Origin of the sequence: Bosea sp. F3-2 (assembly GCF_008253865.1) — a bacterium.
Classification (GTDB): Bacteria; Pseudomonadota; Alphaproteobacteria; order Rhizobiales; family Beijerinckiaceae; genus Allobosea.
Map to the genome: position 1 here is coordinate 5,951,636 of NZ_CP042331.1, position 20,308 is coordinate 5,971,943.

The window sequence follows — 20,308 nt, forward strand, 5'->3', positions numbered from 1 at the left end:
TGCGGCCTGCGACACCATTTCACTGTTGGGGCAATCTGACCTCAACATTCGCCTCGGCGAGGCGGCGGTAGAGCTTCCTGCGGCGCAGGATCGGCACCCAGTCGTAGAGAAACATCTCCGCCGGGCGCCAGATCACGACCCAGCCGATGATGACCAGGCTTTCCTGGAAGAGGCGCGCGAAGGGGCCTTCAAGGCCCTGTGTCAGCAGCCAACTGAGAAACAGGCAGGCGGCAAGCCCGACGAAGCCGATGGCGAAGGCCAGACGGCCGTCGCGAAACAGCTCGCGCAGGGCATGGGTCTCGGTCTTCGCCCGGCCGGCGAACCAGCTCGTGATCGCTGTGGTGAGATCGGGCACTGGCTTGTCGGCGGCGTCAGGTCTTTCGAGATGAATCACGATCGCGATCGGTTCGTCCTTGGGTAGGTCGCGCGCCCAATCGACGATGTACGCCTCGGCATCGGCGGCGATGTCCCCCTCGCGAAAGGGGAAGGGGTCAAGCGTGTTGAAGAGCTGCGCGCCGTCGCGCAGTCTCAACTCGATCGTCGCCTTGCCGTTCTGCTCTGGCATGTCGGATGGCCCTGGCCGGGGAAAACCCGCATTGTTCAGGACTGCCCCACGGTCGGCAATCCGCCCGATGCGGTTGCGGCGCGGGCTGCCGCTCGCTACATAGCGGCCAGATTTCCCGACATCCCGTGTCGCCAAGCGCCTGAAAGCGGAGCCCGCTCGCCTCATGTCCCGCCAGTTCATCTACCATATGCGCGGCCTGTCCAAGACCTATCCGGGCGGCAAGCAGGTCCTGAACAACATCCACCTCTCCTTCTATCCGGATGCCAAGATCGGCGTGCTCGGCGTCAACGGCGCCGGTAAGTCGACGCTGCTCAAGATCATGGCCGGCTTCGACAAGGAATGGACCGGCGAGGCCTGGGTCGCCGACGGCGCGCGCGTCGGCTATCTGCCGCAGGAGCCGAAGCTCGACGAGAGCCTGACGGTCCGCGAGAACGTCATGCTCGGCGTCGCACCGCAGAAGGCGATCCTCGACCGCTACAACGAGCTCGCCATGAATTATTCGGACGAGACCGCCGACGAGATGACCAATCTCCAGGACGAGATCGAGGCCAAGGGGCTGTGGGATCTCGACTCCAAGGTCGACCAGGCGATGGACGCGCTGCGCTGCCCGCCGGATGACTGGCAGGTCGACAAGCTCTCGGGCGGCGAGCGCCGCCGCGTCGCCATGTGCAAGCTCCTGCTGGAGCAGCCCGAATTGCTGCTGCTCGACGAGCCGACCAACCATCTCGACGCCGAGACCACCGCCTGGCTGGAAGGGCACCTCAGGACCTATCCGGGCGCGATCCTGATCGTCACCCACGATCGCTACTTCCTCGACAACGTCACGAGCTGGATCCTCGAGCTCGATCGCGGCCAGGGCATTCCCTATGAGGGCAACTACTCGGCCTGGTCGGTGCAGAAGCAGAAGCGCCTCGCGCAGGAAGGCCGCGAGGACGCTTCGCGCCAGAAGACGCTGGAGCGCGAAGCGGAGTGGATGGCCGCCTCGCCAAAGGCGCGGCAGGCCAAGAGCAAGGCCCGCATCCAACGCTATGACGAGCTGGTGCAGAAGGCCTCGAACAAGGGGCCGGACACCGCCCAGATCATCATCCCGATCGCAGAGCGGCTCGGCAATAATGTCGTCGATTTCGAGGACCTGTCGAAGGGCTTCCAGGACAAGCTCCTGATCGACGGGCTGTCCTTCAAGCTGCCGCCGGGCGGCATCGTCGGCGTGATCGGTCCCAACGGCGCCGGCAAGACGACGCTGTTCAAGATGATCACCGGCGTGGAGAAGCCGGATGGGGGCTCGATCAAGATCGGCGAGAGCGTCCAGCTCGGCTATGTCGACCAGAGCCGCGACTCGCTCGACGACAAGAAGAATGTCTGGGAGGAGATCTCGGGCGGCAACGACATCATCTATCTCGGCAAGAAGGAGATCAACTCCCGCGCCTATTGCTCGGCCTTCAACTTCAAGGGCGGCGACCAGCAGAAGAAGGTCGGCTCGCTCTCGGGCGGTGAGCGCAACCGCGTCCACCTCGCCAAGATGCTGAAGAGCGGCGCCAACGTCCTCCTCCTCGACGAACCGACCAACGATCTCGACGTCGACACGCTGCGCGCGCTCGAAGAGGCGCTGGAGGATTATGCCGGCTGCGCCGTGATCATCAGCCACGATCGCTGGTTCCTCGACCGCATCGCGACCCACATCCTCGCCTTCGAGGGCGACAGCCATGTCGAGTGGTTCGAGGGCAACTTCGCCGAGTACGAGGAGGACAAGAAGCGCCGCCTCGGCATCGACTCCACCATCCCGAAGCGGATTCAGTACAAGAAGTTCACGCGCTGAGGCGCTGATTTCGGACTTGAAAGCCCCGCGGCAGCGATCCTGCCGCGGGGCTTTTTGCTTGGGCAATATGAGGCTGCCATCCGGCGGAGCGAACAGCAGATGTGGGTGGAAGTCGCTCTCTAGAGTTCGCTGACTTTTACGGAACCACCGTCACCCCGGGCTTGACCCGCCATCGGGAGGATGAAACCGCACTCCGCGATGGTGAAGACGAAGGGCCTGCCGGGTTCCGGCGCCGGTCAATGACTCTGAGCCTTCAACGTTTCCGTGCCACGAGGAATGGCCGCGCGTCCCGGCCGCGCGAGGCGTGTTGGCCGCGTTCGATGATCTCGAAGCCCGCCGCGGCTATCGTGCGCTCCAGCTCTCCTGCGGACAAGGACGCCACATAGGGCGCCTTGCCGAAGGCCTGCATGACGGGCACCGCGATGCGCACGATCGGATTCATCTCCTTGAGACAAGGGGTCTTGGAGATGAACAGCCCGCCGGGTTTCAACAGCCGGTGCACGCCGCTCAGCGCCGCTTCGCGGGCGGCCACCAGATGCAGGACGTTGAAGCCGAGCGCGACATCGAAGGTTTCGTCCGGCCAGGGCGCCGCATCGGGGGTGCCAACCTCGAAGACGACGTTGGCGTGGTGTCCGGCCTCGGCTCTTTCCCGCGCGATGGCGATCATGTTGCCGGATATGTCGGTCGCCACGATGCGCGCGAGGAAGGGCGCGAGTTTGAGCGCCGTCGTTCCGGTGCCGCATCCGAACTCGAATGCCGTGTCGCCGCCGCTGAGGTAATGCCGTGTCCGCTCGAGCGTGCGCTCATAGCCGGCCATATCGGCAACCGGATCGGCAGCGTATTTGCGTGCGATGCGGTCCCAAAAGCGCGCGTCGTTCATGGCGCGGAACATGGTGGTCTCCCGTGCAGCGTCCTCCGGTAGATGCCGGGAACCGGCATCGCGGCGTTGTCGAACGGAAACGGCCGCGGCGGACGGCCGTTCTGTCAGCCCGCCAGCCGCTTGATCGCTCCCGCGCGGCCGCCCACCAGGATGCCCTCGTCGACATCCTTGATGTCGCGCAGGCCGCAGAGCGCCATGGTGACGTCCATCTCCTTGCGGATGATGTCGAGCGCGGCGGTGACGCCCGGCTCGCCCATGGCGCCAAGGCCGTAGAGGAAGGCGCGACCGATGAAGGTGCCCTTGGCGCCAAGCGCGATCGCCTTCAGCACATCCTGGCCCGAGCGGATGCCGCCGTCGAACAGCACCTCGATGCGGCCGCCGACCTGCTCGACGATGCCGGGCAGGGCCTCGATCGAGGACAGCGCGCCGTCGAGCTGGCGGCCGCCATGGTTGGAGACGATCAGCGCGTCGGCGCCGCTCTTGGCCGCCATCTCGGCGTCCTCAGGGTCGAGGATGCCCTTGAGGATCAGCTTGCCGCCCCACTGGTCCTTGATCCACTGCACATCGTCCCAGTTGAGCTGTGGATCGAACTGGCTGGCGGTCCAGGAGGAGAGCGAGGACATGTCGGCGACGCCGGTGACATGGCCGACGATGTTGCCGAACTGCCGTCGCGGCGTGTCCAGCATCTTCATGCACCAGCGCGGCTTGAAGGCGAGGTTGATCAGGTTGGCCACGGTTGGCTTCGGCGGGGCGGAGAGGCCGTTGCGGATGTCCTTGTGGCGCTGGCCGAGGATCTGCAGGTCGAGCGTCAGCACCAGTGCCGAGCAGCCCGCTTTCTTGGCGCGCTGGATCAGCCGGGAAATGAAGTCGCGGTCCTTCATCACGTAGAGCTGGAACCAGAACGGCGCCTGGGTGTGGTTCGCCACGTCCTCGATCGAGCAGATGCTCATGGTCGAGAGGGTGAAGGGCACTCCGGCCTTGGCGGCGGCGCGGGCGGCGAGAATCTCGCCATCGGCGTGCTGCATGCCGGTGAGGCCGGTGGGCGCGAGCGCGACCGGCATCGAGACCGGCTGCCCGATCATCTCGGAAGCCAGCGAGCGGTTGGTCATGTCGACGGCGACGCGCTGGCGCAGCTTGATCTTGGCGAAGTCGGTCTCGTTCGCGCGATAGGTGCCCTCGGTCCAGGCGCCGGAATCGGCGTAATCGTAGAACATGCGCGGCACGCGGCGCTTGGCCAGAAGGCGCAGGTCTTCGATGGTCAGGGGCTGGGCCATATCTCGTCTCGCCGTTCGCTACCCGTTGCTTCGGGCTGACTCGCATGACGGACGGCGGGGCGCAACCGCCTGAGGGGCAGGGCGACCTTCCGTCAGGAGATCGCCATGTAGCGGCCCGGCTTGTGGTTCATCGCCAGGATGGCATTGAGGACGAGCGTGCCGACCAGCGACAGGGCGACCTTGTCGAGCGGCAGCACGAAAAGGGCGGCGGCGAAGATCGCGGCGTCTATGCCGAGCTGGACCCAGCCAGCGCGCAGACCATGGCGCTCCTGCAGGTAGAGCGCGAGGATGTTGACCCCGCCGATGGCGGTGCGGTGACGCGCCAATGCCAGCAGGCCGAGCCCCATCGCGACGCCGCCAGCGATGGCGGCATAGAGCGGCGCCACCGCCTCGATCCGGAACCAGCCGGGCGTTGCCCAGACGAAGAGCGAGATCAGCGCGACGGCGGCGATCGTGCGCAGCGTGAAGGCGAAGCCCATTCGCCGGAAGGCGAGCCAGTAGAACGGCAGGTTGATGACGAAGAACAGCAGGCTGAAATCGGCGCCTGTGGCGAATTGCAGCAGCAGGGCGAGCCCGGCCGCCCCGCCGGTCAGCAGGGTCGCCTTGGCGAAGAGGACGATGCCGATGCTGATCATCAGCGTGCCCAGCGGAAGGGCGAGCAGATCTTCGTAGAGACGGTGCTGCTGCGGCATGGCGGCGATGGCGGTCTGGGACATGGCGAGCCCTGTATCGGCTGGAGGCTGCGGGCGCCAGAGGCTATGCAATGGCCGAGCCATGAAGCGGAGGGAACCATTCCGCAGGGCGCGGACTTCTCCTACTTCTCGTGTTCCTCGGAGAGATGCCTTTCATGCTTCTGCGGCTCGTCGCGGCCCTTCTGCTGCTCATTCCGGCGTCGATTGCCTCAGCCCAGCAGCCTGTCGCCTGGAAAACCGGGCTGGAGGCGCGCGAGATCGAGCGCAAGGTCGACGCGCTGATCGGGAAGATGACGCTGGAGGAAAAGGTCGGCCAGCTCCACCTGTCGGGGCGCGGCGAAGGCTTCGACATCAATCAGGTCCGCAGCGGCGACATGGGCGCGGTGATGAATTTCGTCGTGCCGGCCGAGGTCTTGGCAGTCCAGAAGGCCGTGCGCGAGAGCCGATTGAAGATCCCGCTGATCATCGGGCTCGACGCAGTCCACGGCTTCTCGACCTATTTTCCGCTACCACTCGGCCAGGCTTCGAGCTGGAACCCGGAGTTGATCGAGCAGGCGGCCTATTGGACGGGGCGGGAAGCCTCGGCCGCCGGCATCAACTGGACCTTCGCGCCGATGGTCGACATCTCGCGCGATCCGCGCTGGGGCCGTGCGCTGGAGGGGGCAGGGGAGGACGCCTATCTCGGCTCGGTCGTCGCGACGGCGCGTACGCGCGGCTACCAGCGCGGCGGGGTGGCGACGACGCCGAAGCACTTCGTCGGCTATGGTGCCGTCGAGGCGGGGCGCGACTACAACGCGACCTGGATCCCGACGAGCCAGCTCTTCGACCTGCATCTGCCACCGTTCAAGGCCTCCTTCGAGACCGGGGCGATGACGGCGATGGCGGCCTTCACGGCGCTGAACGGCGTGCCGACGACGGCGCATCGCGGCATGCTGACAGACCTCCTGCGCGGGCGCTGGGGCTTTCGCGGCTTCGTGACCTCCGATTTCGGCTCGATCACCGAACTGAGGCTGCATGGCATCGCCCGCGACGATGCCGAAGCGGCGCGCAAGGCTCTGCTCGCCGGGATCGACATGGACATGATGAGCGATGTCTACCACAAGCATCTCGCCAACGAGGTCCGCGTCGGCCGCGTGCCGGTGAAGGCGGTGGACGAGGCGGTCAGGCGCGTGCTGCGCGTCAAGTTCCATCTCGGCCTGTTCGAAAAGCCGGATGTCGACCCCGCCACCGCACCGAGCCTGATGCAGACCGAAGCTGCCCGCGAGGTCGCGCTGCAGGCGGCGCGCGAGGGTGCGATCCTGCTCAAGAATGCCGACGAGACGCTGCCGATCCGCGACACGGTGAAGTCGGTCGCCGTGATCGGCGCGATGGCTGTGCCCGAGGACGAGCGGGTCTGGACCGATCCCGCGGGGCTCGGCCGGCGCGTCATCACGCCCTTGCCGGATGCGCTGCGCGAGCGGCTGCCGAAGGACGTCTCGGTAAGCTACCAACCCGCCTTCACCAAGAACTGCGGCACCGCGTTCGCGGACAAGAAAGCAGCGATACACGCGGCCGCCGCAAGCGATCTCATCGTCACCATGCTCGGCGAGGATTGCGAGTTCATCGGCGAGGCCGCCTCGCGCACGAAGCTCGAGCTGCCGGGCGTGCAGCAGGAACTGCTCGAAGCACTGGTCAAGACCGGGAAGCCGGTGGTTCTGGTGCTGGCGACGGCCCGGCCGCTCATCCTGACCTGGGCGAGCGAGCATGTCGCTGCGATCCTGCAGATCTTCCATGGTGGCACGGAGGGGCGGACCGCGATCGCGGACATCCTGACCGGGCGCTACAATCCGTCGGGCCGGGTGCCGATGAGCTTCCCGCGCTCAGTCGGCCAGATCCCGGTCTATTACAGCCAGCTCCCCAGCGGCCGGCCGGAAAAGCCGGGCGAGCGCTACGCGTCCATCTTCATGGACGAGCGCAACGAGCCGCTCTACCCCTTCGGCTACGGGCTCTCCTACAGCCGCTTTACCTATGCCAATCCGCGCGTTTCGGCCTCGTCGGTGCGACTCGACGGCTCCGTCGAAGTGGCGGTTGACGTCACCAATACGGGTACGCGCGACGGGCAGGAGGTGGTGCAGCTCTATATCCGCCAGCCTGTCGCGAGCCTGTCGCGGCCGCTGCGCGAGCTGAAAGGCTTCGAGAAGGTCATGATCAGGGCCGGAGAGACGAAAACTGTACGATTCAAGCTGGAGGCCTCCCGGCTCGGGGCCCATGACGAACAGGGACGTTACGTCGTCGACCCGGGCGAAGTGGAAATTTACATCGGCGGATCGTCCCGCGCCGCAGCAAAAGCGCAGGTCATGCTGATCAGGTCTTGAGCGATTATTTGATTCGTCTGCTCCGTGTTTAATCTCGACAAGTTTCGGTTTTCGGTGAATCCTTCCGTTGCCGGCTTGCGCGCCTTGGCGCGCGGGCCGGTGGGCGCGGCTTCGAGGGATGTGGCGATGGCGACCGGAACCGTAAAATGGTTCAATACTGAAAAGGGGTACGGCTTCATTCAACCGGCGGAAGGCGGCAAGGACGTGTTTGTCCATATTACTGCCGTCAAGGAAGCCGGTATGATGACGCTGACGGAAGGGCAGAAGGTTTCTTTCGAGCTGAAGACCGAACGCGGCAAGACCGCGGCGGGCGATCTGAAACTGCTCTGAACGTTTCCTGCTGCAAGGAAGAACCGCCTGCCGCGTGCGGCCCAGGCCGCGGCAGGCGTGTACTGACATTCAAGGACCGGATCGGCGCTGACCGCCGTATCTCCGGTGCTGTGGTTTTCACTTTTCTGGAGAGACGCACCGAAAGCCCCGTCCAGGCCTGGCCTGCGGGGTTTTCGGGCTTTAGGCGTCCGAGGGATGCGCGGAGCCTTGCGGCGTTCGCAGTCGACGGCTGCGTGCCGATGTCGAGTCGATGTCGAGATGTCGAACAGCGACGACGCGCGCTTTCCGCCCAGCCGATCTCGGCTGGGCGTCAAGAATTCGCGCTAAGCTTTTGAGCATGTTCTGAACATGCTCGCGCTGCCCGGCTCCGCGCACGGGTATCTGGGGGTTCCGCTTCGTTCTGGGTTCCGGCGAAGGAGCGGGCCTGCCTGTTGGGCCCGGACGAAGTCGGCACCTCCGCGCTATCGCATCGGATGCTTCCGATGCGATACCACATAGATGGATCAACGTTATCGCGTCCTATCGGACGCGCGGCGATCCTGCGGACCCGCGAAGCCCGCAATCCCCTCCGGCCCACGATGCCTCGCGAAGCCCCTCGGTCGGATGGGACGGCGCAGCATAGGCATGGGTGGAGAGGGCGGGGATAAGTTTAGGCTCGCGCCAGCGGAGTGGTTTCGGATAGCGAATAGAAGCAACTGCTTCACGTCATGGTCGGGCTTGTCCCGGCCATCCACGTCTCTCTTTGTCGAAGGCGGTGTTCAAGACGTGGATGCTCGCCCCAAGGGCGAGCATAACGGCGAGGCGCGCGGCGCCTTATCCGCTGGACATGACTTAGTCTCACGTTGTCAGAAGAGCTTGAGTTTGTCACCGCGCGCTTAAAAATAATTCAATTACTTAGACGAGTCGAGGCGTTGAAGTCCGTCACCGTGGAGCGTTGAAACTGTCACCCGCGATCGGTGCCCCGGGCCAAAAAATGGCCCCGGAGAACGCCGGGGCCGTTAATGAAGCGGATTGTCGGGAAGGTGCGAGACTGCGTGGCGCCTTCTTAAGGGGCGACTTTTTGGGCTCTCTTACGGGTGGGGTCGCGCCAGAACTACCCACGGGCCTGCCGTAAAGAATGCGCCAAAGCGGAATTTGGCATAGCTCCCGGAGCCGGGCGTTCGGATGCCGGCGTCTAGCGTCGCGAACTCGCAGCTCCGGCCACCTCTCACGTACGATCTGACCAGCAGCAGGCGGGTTGAAACTCGATCCACCCAGGATCCGGATCAGGCTCTGCACACGCTGTTGCTCTTTCTTGTCTATGCCAAGGTACAGGTCCGTCTGGCGATCTATCGAGAGCAGACATCGGAGGGGCCAGTAGAGATCCAAGCGCTCAACGAGAACAATTTCCTTCGCTACTGCGCTGTCACCCCGCTCCGAGATCACGCGAGTGCTCGGTGGTGAGCGCACTTCGGCGAGAGGTGATTGATGAAAGCGATTTTGACGTGCGAGGCGATGCTCCCTCGAGGCCGCGCCGCTGCCGCGACGGTCGTCATCATGGTGGCGTTCAACGGCATCTTCCTGACCGCGAACGGCCTTTTCATGCTGATCGCGCCACTGGCTTGGTACGAACTTGTCCCGGGCGTGACTGATACCGGCTTCTTCAACCAGCACTTCATTCGCGACATCGGGATGATCCAGATGTTCCTCGGCGTGGCGTTCGGCCTCGGGCTTTTCACGCCCCGGCGCCGCGTTGGACTATGGGCAGCCGCGACGTCCTGGCTTTGCGCGCACGCGCTCTTCCATTTTTGGGAGGTTGCCGTCGGAATCTGCTCGCCTGCTGTCATTCCGCGGGACTTTCCGGCGGTGACGCTGCCGGCGCTTCTCGGACTGGCGCTTACGCTCTGGGCACTGCGGAATTCCTTGCCGGCAAGTCGAAGCCTCTCCCTGGCCGCGCCCGCCGAGCCGCCTGACTGCACCTTCTCCTGTCTTCGACGCCGACGTCTGGATTGACTGGCGAATTCTTTGGCCAAGCACCCCAGGCACGAGCTTGCGCTGGCTGCTCTGACCCTACCTACAAACCCGGAGAACGCATATGAAACCGAGTGTCTTCGCTTTGGCGGCAGCCGCCGCGCTGCTCACCATGGCTATGCGACCAGCGCAAGCAGCGCCTCGTACCAAACCGACCGTCATTCTGGTGCACGGTGCCTTCGCCGAATCCGCGAGCTGGAATGCTGTGATCGCCCGGCTCAACAAGGCTGGCTACGAAACGATCGCGGCCGCCAATCCACTACGCAGCGTGAAGGGGGACGCGGCCGAAGTCGCGACGCTCATACGATCCATCTCCGGCCCGGTCGTTCTCGTCGGCCATTCCTATGGCGGGCCGGTGATCACAGAAGCTGCGAACGGGCAGGCGAATGTGAAGGCACTCGTCTATGTGGCCGCGTTCGCGCCCGAGACGGGGGAATCCAGCCTGTCGCTTTCAGGCAAGTTTCCGGGAAGCACGTTGGGAAGTGCGATCCAGGCGGTCGCGACGCCGAATAGCGGGCGCGATCTCTATATCAGGCCGGAGAAATTCCGGATGCAGTTCGCAGCCGACGTTCCGAAGGCTCAGGCTGCGTTGATGGCTGCCACGCAACGCCCTGTTGCCGAAGCGGCACTGGCCGAGCCGTCGGGTGTGCCTTCGTGGAAGTCGCTGCCGTCATACATGATCTACGGAACCGGTGACCGGAACATTCCACCGGCTGCGATGGACTTCATGGCGCAGCGCGCGCGGATGGTGAAGACCGTCGCGATCAACGGCGCGTCGCACGCCTTGATGGTTTCGCGCCCCGGAGCGGTCGTATCCATGATCGAGATGGCTGCGTCGTCACGATAGTCGAACAACGACCATATCGGCCAGACTGCGCGCGCTCGATCGGATTAAACGCTGTAGTCGCTTATCGGATTTTGTATCTAACAGATATTACATGCACAAAACCGCCGATGGGCAGCGGTATGATAAAATAAATTAAATACGACATCTTTCGAGAGATTCAGATCAACCTATTATGCGGAATATATATACCTGTTCTTGGGTCCAGTATCCCGCATAATGGCATGAATCTAACGTCCTCCAAGCCGTGATCTGAACGGCATCTCAATTAGGAGAGAACCATGAGCATAGACGTCGCTTCACGCTCCGGACGACCGGCGCCCGAAGAACTGGTCCCGTCGCGCTACGCGGTGCGGGTCGGCGAGATTGATGTTCTAGTGGTCAGCGACGGGGTGCTGCCGCTCCCGACCAAGATGCTGGGGCACAACGTCGCCGAAACCGAACGGGCCGATTGGCTGAAAGACATGTTCCTGCCGTCCGACGCTTTCGACTGGGCGCTGAACGTGGTCCTGGTGCGCAGCGGCGAGCAGGTCATCCTTATCGACGCCGGACTGGGTCTTGATCCGGAACTGAACCTGCCGCGGGCCGGACAACTGGTTAAGCGCCTGGAGGCTGCTGGCATCGATCTCGGCACCGTCACCGACGTGGTGCTGACCCACATGCATATGGACCATGTCGGCGGTCTCCTCGTCGAGGGGGTGAAGGAGCGACTTCGCCCGGACTTGCGGATCCATGTGGCAGCCGCCGAGGTGAAGTTTTGGGATGCGCCCGACTTCACGCATGTCAACATGCCGGCGGGTTTCCCGGATGCCCTTCGTGCGGCCGCCAAGCGGTTTGCACAAGAGTATCGCGGTTACCTGAGGATGTTCGACGAGGAACACGAGGTCGCGCCGGGTGTCATCGTCCGCCGTACGGGCGGCCACACGCCCGGACACAGCGTGGTCCGTCTGTCCTCCGGCGGCGACCGACTGACGTTTGCCGGCGATGCCATTTTCGCTGTGGGGTTCGAACACCCTGACTGGTATAACGGCTTCGAGCATGACCCCGAGGAAGCGGCTCGCGTTCGCCACCGTCTGCTGACGGAGCTGGCGGGGACCGGTGAACAGCTCGTGGCCACCCACCTCCCATTCCCGTCGGTCGGTCGGGTCGCGGTCGAGGGCAGCGCCTTCCGCTGGGTTCCAGTCTTCTGGGACTTTTGAATACCAGTCTGGCTCTCGGCCGAGCCTGGCTGCGCAGTATCCAAAGCCATGCCGGCTCGGCCGACAACCCGACCTCGACGAGGTCGCCCCCATCACATCGATCGAACGACGCACCGCATGGGCGGCTGCGCAGGAGGCATCTCATGAAAATTGTCATTATCGGCGGCACCGGACTGATCGGATCGAAGACCGCGGAGCGCCTGCGCAAGCAAGGGCATGAGGTCGTTGCCGCAGCCCCAAATACCGGCGTCAATACGATCACCGGCGAAGGCCTGGCCGAGGTACTCGCGAATGCCGAGGTGCTGATCGACCTCGCGAATTCGCCTTCCTTCGAGGACAAGGCCGTGCTCGAGTTCTTCCGGACGTCCGGCAAGAACCTGACGGCGGCGGAGAAGGTGGCCGGCGTCAAGCATCACGTCGCGCTCTCCATCGTCGGCACGGACCGTCTGCCTGACAGCGGCTATCTTCGCGCCAAGGTCGCTCAGGAAGAGATCATCAGGAAATCCGGCATTCCCTATACGATCCTGCGGTCTACGCAGTTCATGGAATTCCTCGGCGGCATTGCCCAAGCCGGCACATCCGGCGACACTGCCCGATTGTCGACGGGCAATCTTCAGCCGATCGCATCCGACGACGTCGCCGATTTCGTAGCTGAGGCAGCGCTGGCAGCGCCGGCCAACGGCATTATCGAAATCGCGGGCCCGGAACGCGCGCGCCTTTGCGATTTCGTCGCCCGCTACCTCAAGGCGATCGGAGATACCCGCACCGTCGTCGCCGATCCGGATGCCCGGTATTTCGGGACCAAGCTGGAGGCTGGCTCGCTCGTCTCCGACAACAATCCCCGCATCGGCCGGATCGACTTCGATCGCTGGTTCGCGACAGCTCCCCGGAAATAATGGCGCGTGGATGAGTCGACTTCGAAGCGGCTCATCCACTTTCATAGTGAAAGGACGATAGACATGATCAAGTCACTGGCGTGCGCCTTTGCGCTGACAGCTCTTCTGTCGATTTCGGCATTCGCACATGACGCGCCCGGAGGTGGCGAAGGTGCCAAGGTTACGCTGGTCTACGACCACGAGCTGCCTAACGTACCAGGCAAGAGCATGAGGGGCGTTCTCGTCGAATACGCTCCGGGCGGATTCTCGGATGGCCACACACACCCGGCTTCCGCTTTCATCTATGCAACCGTGCTCGAAGGGGCGATCCGCAGCCAGGTCAATGATGGCCCCGTCACGGTCTACAAGGCCGGCGAGAGCTTCTCGGAATTCCCAGGCGACCGTCACGGAGTCAGCGAGAACGCGAGCAAGACCCACCCGGCAAAACTGCTTGCCGTGTTCGTCGTCGATACCGCCCAGCAGGAACTGACCTTCCCGCTCAAGAAGTAGATAGCGACGCCGGACAACCATCCGGCGCATCATCCCTCAGCATGAGCTACCGCCAACGGAACTTCTTTCCATGCCCGGCGAAGACCACTTCCTGCCTTTGGTGCTGATCAACATCCTCGGAGCCGCCGGCATCATCGTGTGGCACGTTCAGGGCTGCGAACGTCCGACGGGTCGCCTGATCGTCCAGATCCTGTTCTTCATCGGCATGAGCATCGTGCTCTATACCAGTGGTATCGCTCCGCACCAGGCCGATGACGTCTATGCGGAGGGGCTGGAAGCGGTGCTTTCCAAGTCCGCCAGAATTCTCTGGTGGACCCATCTCGCCTGGACGATCATCGGCTTCATCCACATCTACGTCAGGCTCAATCGTAAGCCGCAGGAAGCGCACCTGATCCTGGATATGGCCGTCGCCGGCATCTATCTCGGTGTGGCGCTGTCGGTCCTGGGGTTCGTCTTCGGCCTGCCGATCGCCACCCTGGTTACGACCTCGGGCGTCGTCGCCTTGATCCTGGGCCTCGCATTGCAGAACACGCTAGGCGATGTCTTTTCCGGCATCGCGCTGACACTCGGCAAGGCCTATACGATCGGCGACTGGGTCCAGTTGAGCGACGGTACGGCGGGCCGCGTCATGGAAACCAACTGGCGCTCGACCAACCTGCTGACCGGATTAAACAACATCGTCGTGCTGCCGAACAGCATGCTGGCAAAGCAAAGCCTGACCAGCTTGAGCCGCCCCGACGAGTCGCACCTCATAACACTAGGCGTGCGCTTCGCCGCGGGGCAAAGGCCGCGCATCGTCGAGGACGCGATGCGGACAGTGCTGGAAGCCAGTACCCGCATCGTCAAGGATCCCCCGCCAGCCGTTGCCCTGAAGGCCATCGATGCGGCGGCCATCGAGGTGGAATTGCAGTTCCGTGTCGCGAGCCTCGCAACGGGGACATCCGCCAAGAACGAGATCATCGACCTCATCCATGACCAATGCGGCGCGAGCGGTCTTTCGCTGGCCGGGCCTGCCTAGGAGTCTCCATTCTGGTGCCAAGGTGGGTTGCGGCGCTTGTCCGCACGCCGTCGCGCGCAGCAACGGAACACTGGACGATCTCCTTGCAAGTCATGGATTTCCATAAGTGCGGCCGAGGTGTCCTGGCGCTAGTTTCCACTGAATTTGCCAGCCGGATGTTCGAAGACTGGTGCTAGATGATGCTGTGACGGTTTCCAGGTAATCCGTCTCCGGAAGGGCACCCGACCATGATTGCAGCGCTCCATCGAACGCCACCGATCCTGGTGTCCCTGACTCTGGCTGTTGGCCTCCTGGCATACTGGTTGGCCGGGACCACCATAGGAATGCTGGCGCCGCTCGGTGCGCTCTTCCTCTATGCGCGCGGATATCTGCTTCGATCGCTCTGGGGCGGGCTGCTCGCCGCTTTTGCCGGGGCGGCGGTCATTGCCATTTTATATCCTGGCCCCGTACGGGAATCCGCACTTTCGCTTGTCGCATCCGTCGCGGTGGCAGCGTGCATCGGCGCGCTCATCGTGCGCGATCCGTCCAGACGAGGCGCCCGGGACGCGGCCGCGCAACGCCAAGAGCCGGTGCATCCCGGTGGTCGCGGTGCCATCCCAGATGACGTGGCCGAGGGTGCGATCCACCCGGATGACAGGGCTGCGATCGCACAGGCGGCGGCCTATGCGTTCTGGACGGGCGTGCCGCAGGTGACGAGCTATCGGTTGCGCCAGCCGGACGGCAGCTATCGCTGGACCGAGCTCCGTGCCGAGCCGGGCTATGGCGTCAGCGTCGATGTCGACGCCATGGTTTCGAGACCGGATGATCGCTGGACTGTCGCGGAATCGCTTGGCGAGACCGTGCAGGCGGTGCAGGCCGCCAAGGTGATCGAGAGCTTACACGGCAAGGCCTGGGCTTTCGATGCGACTGGGAAGTTCACTTATGTGACCCCTGCTGCCCAGATTGCCATCGACATGGCTCTGGAGGATCTCAATCGCCGTCTCGGCGAACGGGAATTCATCGATGGCGGTGAGGTCGGCTGGATGCGCGGTGTTCATCCGGACGACGTCGACGGGGCCGCTGCGACCCTGCGCCATTGCCTGAAGACGGGCGAGCCGTGGAACATCGAATACCGCATGCTGCGCGCGACGGGCCACTATGTCTGGCACCGCATTTCAGCGCGGCCGACACGGGATGGCGAGGGGCGTATCACCGGCTGGTTCGGCACCTCGATCGATATCGACGTCTACAAGAAGACCGAGGCTGCGCTGCGAGAGCGAGAAAAGCATCTCGAACAGCTCATCGACACGGTGCCTGCCATGATCTGGAGCATGTCATCGGAGGGTCGACCCATCTATCTCAACAGGCGGATCATGGAGGTCACCGGCGCCACGCTAGATACCGTCAAGGCGTCGGATGGGTCTCTTTCGTTGAAAAAAATGATTCATCCGAATTTCTGGGAGCTGGCAGAGCAAACCTTCACGAGATCGGTCGTGACCGGCGCGCCGTACAACATCAAGTACCTCCAGCATCGGGCTGGCGGCAGCTATCGATGGACGCAGACGCGCGCAGAACCTCTGCGCAACGAAGCCGGTAAGATTATTCGATGGTACGGTGTATCCGTCGATATCCACGATCTGATCACCACCCAGACCGAACTCAATCTCCGAAAGCAGGAATTGACGCGGCTGATCGATCTGGTTCCGAGCTTCCTCTGGCGACTGACCCCGACCGGGGCGCCGAATTTCTTCAACCGCCGCTTCATCGACTTCCTGGGCATTGACGAAGGCAACCTTGAGAAATCGCAGACGGAGCGATACGCAGCCGCCCTGAAGGCTGCGATCCATCCGGACGACGCCAGTCGCGTTTGGGCGGAAATCAAGGACTGTCTCAGCAGCGGTCGGCCCTACGCGATGCGCTATCGCTTGCGACGCCACGATGGCGTTTATCGCTGGATGGACGGGCGTGCCGAGCCGCTCCTGGACGACGATGGCGGCATCATCCAGTGGTATGGTCTGTCCCATGATATCGACGACCAGTTGCGCGTCGAGGAGGCGCTCAGGGAAAGCGAACGATCGCTGCGCCAGTTGGTCGAGACGCTGCCCGCCCTCATCTACTGCGCCGCGCCGAATGGGGAGCCCATCTATCGGAGCGAGAAGCTTGGGGAATTTCTCGGCTTTGGGCTAGAGGACAAGGACGAGGACGGTCAGACACGCCTCACCGGCACGCTCGAAGCGATCATCCACCCTGACGACCTTCCTGACGTCAAAGAGAAATATGGGCGCTCACTGGCGACCGGCGCACCCTATGCGATGAAGCACCGCCTCCGGCGGGCGGACGGCGAGTATCGCTGGGTGGAGACGCGAACCGCAGCGATGCGAAATGCCGAGGGGGAGATCGTTCAATGGAACGGCATCTGCTTCGAGATCGAAGATCAGGTGCGCGCTCAGGAAGCGCTGACATTGACGCAGGAACGCCTGGCACGCGCAGCGCAGGCTGCGAGCCTGGCAGAGCTATCTGCCTCGATCGCCCATGAGGTCAACCAACCGCTAGCGGCCGTGGTCGCCAATTCGCACGCATGCCAGCGCTGGCTGACCTCGGACCCGCCCAATCTTGAGCGGGCTCAGAAAACCATCGAACGCATCATCCGCGATGCGAATTCAGCCGCCGATGTCGTCGGCCGGGTCCGTGCCTTGTTCAGGCAGACGGACCAAGCACGAAACCTCTGCCCGCTCGACGCTATTCTTCATGAGGCGCGGGATCTGATGACGGAAGAAGCGGCCCGGCGTCGCATGCGTATCGAGGTCGAGGTCGAGGCTGGTCTTCCGTCGCTGGAGCTGGATCGCATCCAGATTCAGCAGGTCCTGGTCAACCTGATCCGCAACGGCCTTGAGGCGATGGAGCCTGCTCGGCGCGGGGTTCTGCGCGTCCGAACATTGCGCGCCGGCGATTTCGTCAGGACCGAAGTCCGGGACACCGGCATGGGTCTTGGTGCGCCCGATAAGGTCTTCGAAGCCTTCTTCTCAACGAAACCCAATGGGATGGGCATGGGGTTGGCGATATCGCGAACCATCATCGAGACCCATGGCGGGCGACTGTGGGCAGAGAACAACCAGGACGGTGGGGCGGCGTTCATCTTCACCCTGCCTGTCGAATCGAAAGCCGATCATGACCGTTGACGACGCCATCGTGTTCATCGTCGACGACGACGATGCGCTCCGGGAGGCCCTGGGTGAGTTGCTGGCGGCGAACGGTGTCCGATCAGTCCCATTCAGCTCCGCCGGCGACTATATCGGCTCGAACAAGCCCGATCTCCCGGCCTGCCTGATTCTCGATGTCGAGCTCCCCGATATCAACGGACTGGAGCTACAACGCCAGATCGCGCAGGGAGACCATCCGCCGATCGTCTTCATCACGGGGCATGGCGACATCCCGTCATCGGTGCGAGCCATCAAGCATGGTGCCGTCGATTTCCTGACTAAGCCGTTCAGCGACACGGCGCTGCTCTCGGCCATCCGCTCGGCGATCGCGCAGGATCGGGAAACAAGGGCGAAACGCGCCGATCTCACGCGGCTGAGGGAACGCTATCACGATCTCTCTCCGCGAGAGCGAGACGTGCTTCCGCTGGTCGTGAGCGGACTCCTCAACAAGCAAGCTGCGGCCGAGCTCGGCATCAGCGAAGTGACCCTTCAGATTCACAGAAGAAACGTGATGCAGAAAATGGCGGCGTCATCGCTCGCCGACCTGGTGCGAATTGCGGAGCGGTTGGAAATCCCGATCCAACATTCGCGCCGGATGGGAGGAATCTGAGTGTGACCAAGCATAAACATGTCATAGCCGTCGTCGATGACGATCCGAGATTGCTCGAATCGCTTGAGGAATTGCTCGAGTCCGCGGGGTATGCCGTTCGTAGCTTTTCGTCGGCGGCAGCGCTGACCCGGGCCGGCCTCTCCGGACTAGATCTCCTCATCACCGATGTCGGCATGCCGGGGTTGAACGGCTTCGAGCTGCGCGACTTCGTCAACCAAGAGCGCCCGGATCTGCCGGTCTTTCTCATCACCGGGCGCCACGAGATCGCAGAGCAGATCAGGGCGCGGGCCGTGGAGAGCTTCTTCTGCAAGCCGTTCGATGGCCAAGCCTTGCTCGCGGCGATCGCAAGGGCATTAACTCAACAGCACGTGGAAGGTGAACATGATCATTGACCGCTCAATCTCGCGGCTCTCCTCCAGGCGAGGTGCAGCCGAAGAACAGCAGCCTCTCGTCATCATCGTCGATGACGACGCGTCGGTCCGAGACGCACTGTTCGAGCTGATGGAGTCAGCCGGCTTTGCAGCGGTTTCATTCAGCTCGACACAGGCGCTGCTCGAGACCAGCATGCTCGACCGGCCGGGATGCCTCATTCTCGACGTGCGTATGCCCGGCTTCAGCGGACTCGACCTCCAGCGTCATCTGACGATGAACGGAAATCCAAAGCCGATCATCTTCCTCACCGCGCATGGCGACATTCCCATGACCGTCCAGGCCATGAAAGCAGGCGCGGTGGATTTCCTGACGAAGCCGGTTCGCGACCAGACGCTTCTGGACGCCGTCAATGCGGCGATCGGGCTGGATGCGGCGCGAAGGACGGAAGCTGCGAAGATCAAGGGATGTGTCGAACGCTTGCAATCTCTGACGCCACGGGAGCGCGAAGTCATGTGCGAGGTCGCACGGGGTCGCCTCAACAAGCAGATCGCCTTCGACCTCGGCATCAGCGAGGTCACAGTCAAGCTTCACCGGGGCAACCTGATGCGGAAGATGGAAGTTGCCTCACTCGGCGAACTTATCAGGGCGTGGGAGGCTCTTCCGGTCGGCATGCGTATGGCGAACGCCGCCTAGCCTTGGCGAGGCTGGAGCACCGGCTTCGGTGTTCCAGAGCTCATGGCCACGGCATGATGCCTCGCCAATTCGCCTGAATAGCTGAGGGAGGGAAGCGGCATGGCGACCTCTTCTGAGATCAGGTCAGCGTGATGCCGCCATCGACGGCCAGGTTGACGCCGGTGATGAATTCCCCGTCGGCGGAGCAGAGAAAGAGACCCGCCTGTGCGAGCTCTTCCGGCTTTCCCATCCTGCCGAACGGGATCATCCGAGCGGCCTGCTCTTCGACTTGAGCCTGCGTTTCCGGAGCGACGCCGAGCTTTCCCACAATCGGCGTATCGGTCGGGCCGGGGCTGAGCACACTTACGCGAATGCGCCTGTCCTTAAGTTCCAGTGCCCAGTTGCGCGCGAACGCTTCGATTGCTGCCTTGCTGCCAGCGTAGACCGCGTGACCATCCAGCACCTTGCGGCTCGCGATCGAGCTGGTGAGCAGGATCGCGCCGCCATCGCGCAACAGCGGAGCGATCTTCTGCACGCCGAAGAACGTGCCGCGCGCATTGGTAAGGAACTGCGTGTCGTAGTCGGCGGCCGTCACGTTGAAGCTTGGCTGAATGCGGATGCTGCCCGCATTCGTCACATAGATGTCGGCCTGCCCAAAACGATCGGAGACCATCGCGGCGACCCGTTCATGCGTGGCGAGGTCGGCAACGTCACCTGCGAAGCCGGTCGCCTGAGACCCGAGGGCGGCGACGGCTTTGGTCACGGCGTCTTCTCGACGACCGACGATCAGTACCTTCGCACCTGCGGCTATGAACAGGCGCGCTGTCGCGAAGCCGATCCCGCTGTTGCCGCCGGTGATCACGGCGACCTTGTTCGATAATTTTCCCATGTGGATCTCCATTGATGATCCACAGTCGGGCCGCTCCTCATCGAAATCAAAATATGCCGAAGTCGATATGATCTATACATTTGAATAGAATGAGCGGCCTTCGAGCGTATTGATCGTCGCTTTAGGAAGATGAAAAATATATCTACCTCAGAAACCCGACGATCATATCGATATCATCGCCGATTTGAGGTCGAAACATCGGGGTTTATCGCCGAATCG

The 20,308-nt window shown here is 63.1% G+C and carries 18 protein-coding genes; 13 read left to right on the forward strand and 5 right to left on the reverse strand.

What is annotated here, in order from left to right:
- Positions 1-19 precede the first annotated feature (19 nt).
- On the reverse strand, positions 20-565 hold the full coding sequence (locus tag FQV39_RS27695; protein ID WP_149133229.1) for a hypothetical protein: 546 nt from the start codon (positions 563-565) through the stop codon (positions 20-22).
- 163 nt (positions 566-728) lie between these two features.
- On the opposite strand from FQV39_RS27695, the gene ettA reads away from it, so the two are divergent.
- Positions 729-2,381, forward strand: coding sequence for an energy-dependent translational throttle protein EttA (gene ettA / locus FQV39_RS27700; protein WP_149133230.1), 1,653 nt, complete (start codon positions 729-731; stop codon positions 2,379-2,381).
- A gap of 253 nt (positions 2,382-2,634) precedes the next feature.
- Here the strand turns inward: ettA and FQV39_RS27705 are convergent, their stop codons facing one another.
- The 3 genes from FQV39_RS27705 to FQV39_RS27715 all read right to left on the reverse strand — a co-directional run bounded on the left by FQV39_RS27705 (position 2,635) and on the right by FQV39_RS27715 (position 5,251).
- Complete coding sequence (locus tag FQV39_RS27705) at positions 2,635-3,198, reverse strand: class I SAM-dependent methyltransferase (protein WP_349238569.1); 564 nt, start codon at positions 3,196-3,198, stop codon at positions 2,635-2,637.
- Between the two features lie 167 nt (positions 3,199-3,365).
- A complete protein-coding gene (locus tag FQV39_RS27710) occupies positions 3,366-4,535 on the reverse strand; it encodes an alpha-hydroxy acid oxidase (protein WP_149133232.1) in 1,170 nt (389 codons plus the stop codon).
- Between the two features lie 92 nt (positions 4,536-4,627).
- Complete coding sequence (locus FQV39_RS27715) at positions 4,628-5,251, reverse strand: YitT family protein (RefSeq protein ID WP_187640081.1); 624 nt, start codon at positions 5,249-5,251, stop codon at positions 4,628-4,630.
- 131 nt (positions 5,252-5,382) lie between these two features.
- Between FQV39_RS27715 and FQV39_RS27720 the strand changes: the two genes are divergently transcribed.
- From FQV39_RS27720 to FQV39_RS27775, 12 genes are all read left to right on the forward strand, one after another.
- Positions 5,383-7,581 carry a glycoside hydrolase family 3 N-terminal domain-containing protein gene (locus FQV39_RS27720; RefSeq protein WP_187640082.1) on the forward strand — a complete coding sequence of 733 codons (2,199 nt, stop codon included), beginning with the start codon at positions 5,383-5,385 and terminating at the stop codon, positions 7,579-7,581.
- 126 nt (positions 7,582-7,707) lie between these two features.
- Positions 7,708-7,911, forward strand: coding sequence for a cold-shock protein (locus tag FQV39_RS27725; protein WP_149134071.1), 204 nt, complete (start codon positions 7,708-7,710; stop codon positions 7,909-7,911).
- A gap of 1,467 nt (positions 7,912-9,378) precedes the next feature.
- Positions 9,379-9,903 (forward strand): hypothetical protein, encoded by a 525-nt coding sequence (locus FQV39_RS27730; protein WP_248313467.1) that lies wholly within the window; start codon positions 9,379-9,381, stop codon positions 9,901-9,903.
- Positions 9,904-9,985: 82 nt separating this feature from the next.
- The gene (locus FQV39_RS27735; RefSeq protein WP_149133234.1) at positions 9,986-10,768 is read left to right on the forward strand and encodes an alpha/beta fold hydrolase; all 783 of its coding nucleotides are present in this window, start codon (positions 9,986-9,988) and stop codon (positions 10,766-10,768) included.
- Positions 10,769-11,046: 278 nt separating this feature from the next.
- Entirely contained in the window at positions 11,047-11,964 is a 918-nt protein-coding gene (locus FQV39_RS27740) for an MBL fold metallo-hydrolase (protein ID WP_149133235.1), read from the forward strand.
- A gap of 143 nt (positions 11,965-12,107) precedes the next feature.
- A complete protein-coding gene (locus FQV39_RS27745) occupies positions 12,108-12,860 on the forward strand; it encodes an SDR family oxidoreductase (protein WP_149133236.1) in 753 nt (250 codons plus the stop codon).
- A 63-nt stretch (positions 12,861-12,923) separates the two neighbouring features.
- Positions 12,924-13,349: a cupin domain-containing protein gene (locus FQV39_RS27750; protein ID WP_149133237.1), complete on the forward strand. Its 426-nt coding sequence runs from the start codon at positions 12,924-12,926 to the stop codon at positions 13,347-13,349.
- Positions 13,350-13,419: 70 nt separating this feature from the next.
- Positions 13,420-14,367 (forward strand): mechanosensitive ion channel family protein, encoded by a 948-nt coding sequence (locus FQV39_RS27755; RefSeq protein WP_149133238.1) that lies wholly within the window; start codon positions 13,420-13,422, stop codon positions 14,365-14,367.
- Between the two features lie 323 nt (positions 14,368-14,690).
- Entirely contained in the window at positions 14,691-17,525 is a 2,835-nt protein-coding gene (locus tag FQV39_RS27760) for a PAS domain-containing protein (protein ID WP_248313161.1), read from the forward strand.
- The gene (locus FQV39_RS27765; RefSeq protein WP_149133240.1) at positions 17,515-18,156 is read left to right on the forward strand and encodes a response regulator transcription factor; all 642 of its coding nucleotides are present in this window, start codon (positions 17,515-17,517) and stop codon (positions 18,154-18,156) included. The genes FQV39_RS27760 and FQV39_RS27765 overlap by 11 nt, the downstream gene beginning before the upstream one ends.
- A 2-nt stretch (positions 18,157-18,158) precedes the next feature.
- The gene (locus FQV39_RS27770; RefSeq protein WP_149133241.1) at positions 18,159-18,548 is read left to right on the forward strand and encodes a response regulator; all 390 of its coding nucleotides are present in this window, start codon (positions 18,159-18,161) and stop codon (positions 18,546-18,548) included.
- Positions 18,538-19,221 carry a response regulator transcription factor gene (locus FQV39_RS27775; RefSeq protein ID WP_149133242.1) on the forward strand — a complete coding sequence of 228 codons (684 nt, stop codon included), beginning with the start codon at positions 18,538-18,540 and terminating at the stop codon, positions 19,219-19,221. Before FQV39_RS27770 ends, FQV39_RS27775 begins: the two co-directional genes overlap by 11 nt.
- Before the next feature lie 118 nt (positions 19,222-19,339).
- On the opposite strand, the gene FQV39_RS27780 is transcribed toward FQV39_RS27775, so the two are convergent.
- Positions 19,340-20,089, reverse strand: coding sequence for an SDR family NAD(P)-dependent oxidoreductase (locus FQV39_RS27780; protein WP_149134072.1), 750 nt, complete (start codon positions 20,087-20,089; stop codon positions 19,340-19,342).
- Positions 20,090-20,308 lie beyond the last annotated feature (219 nt).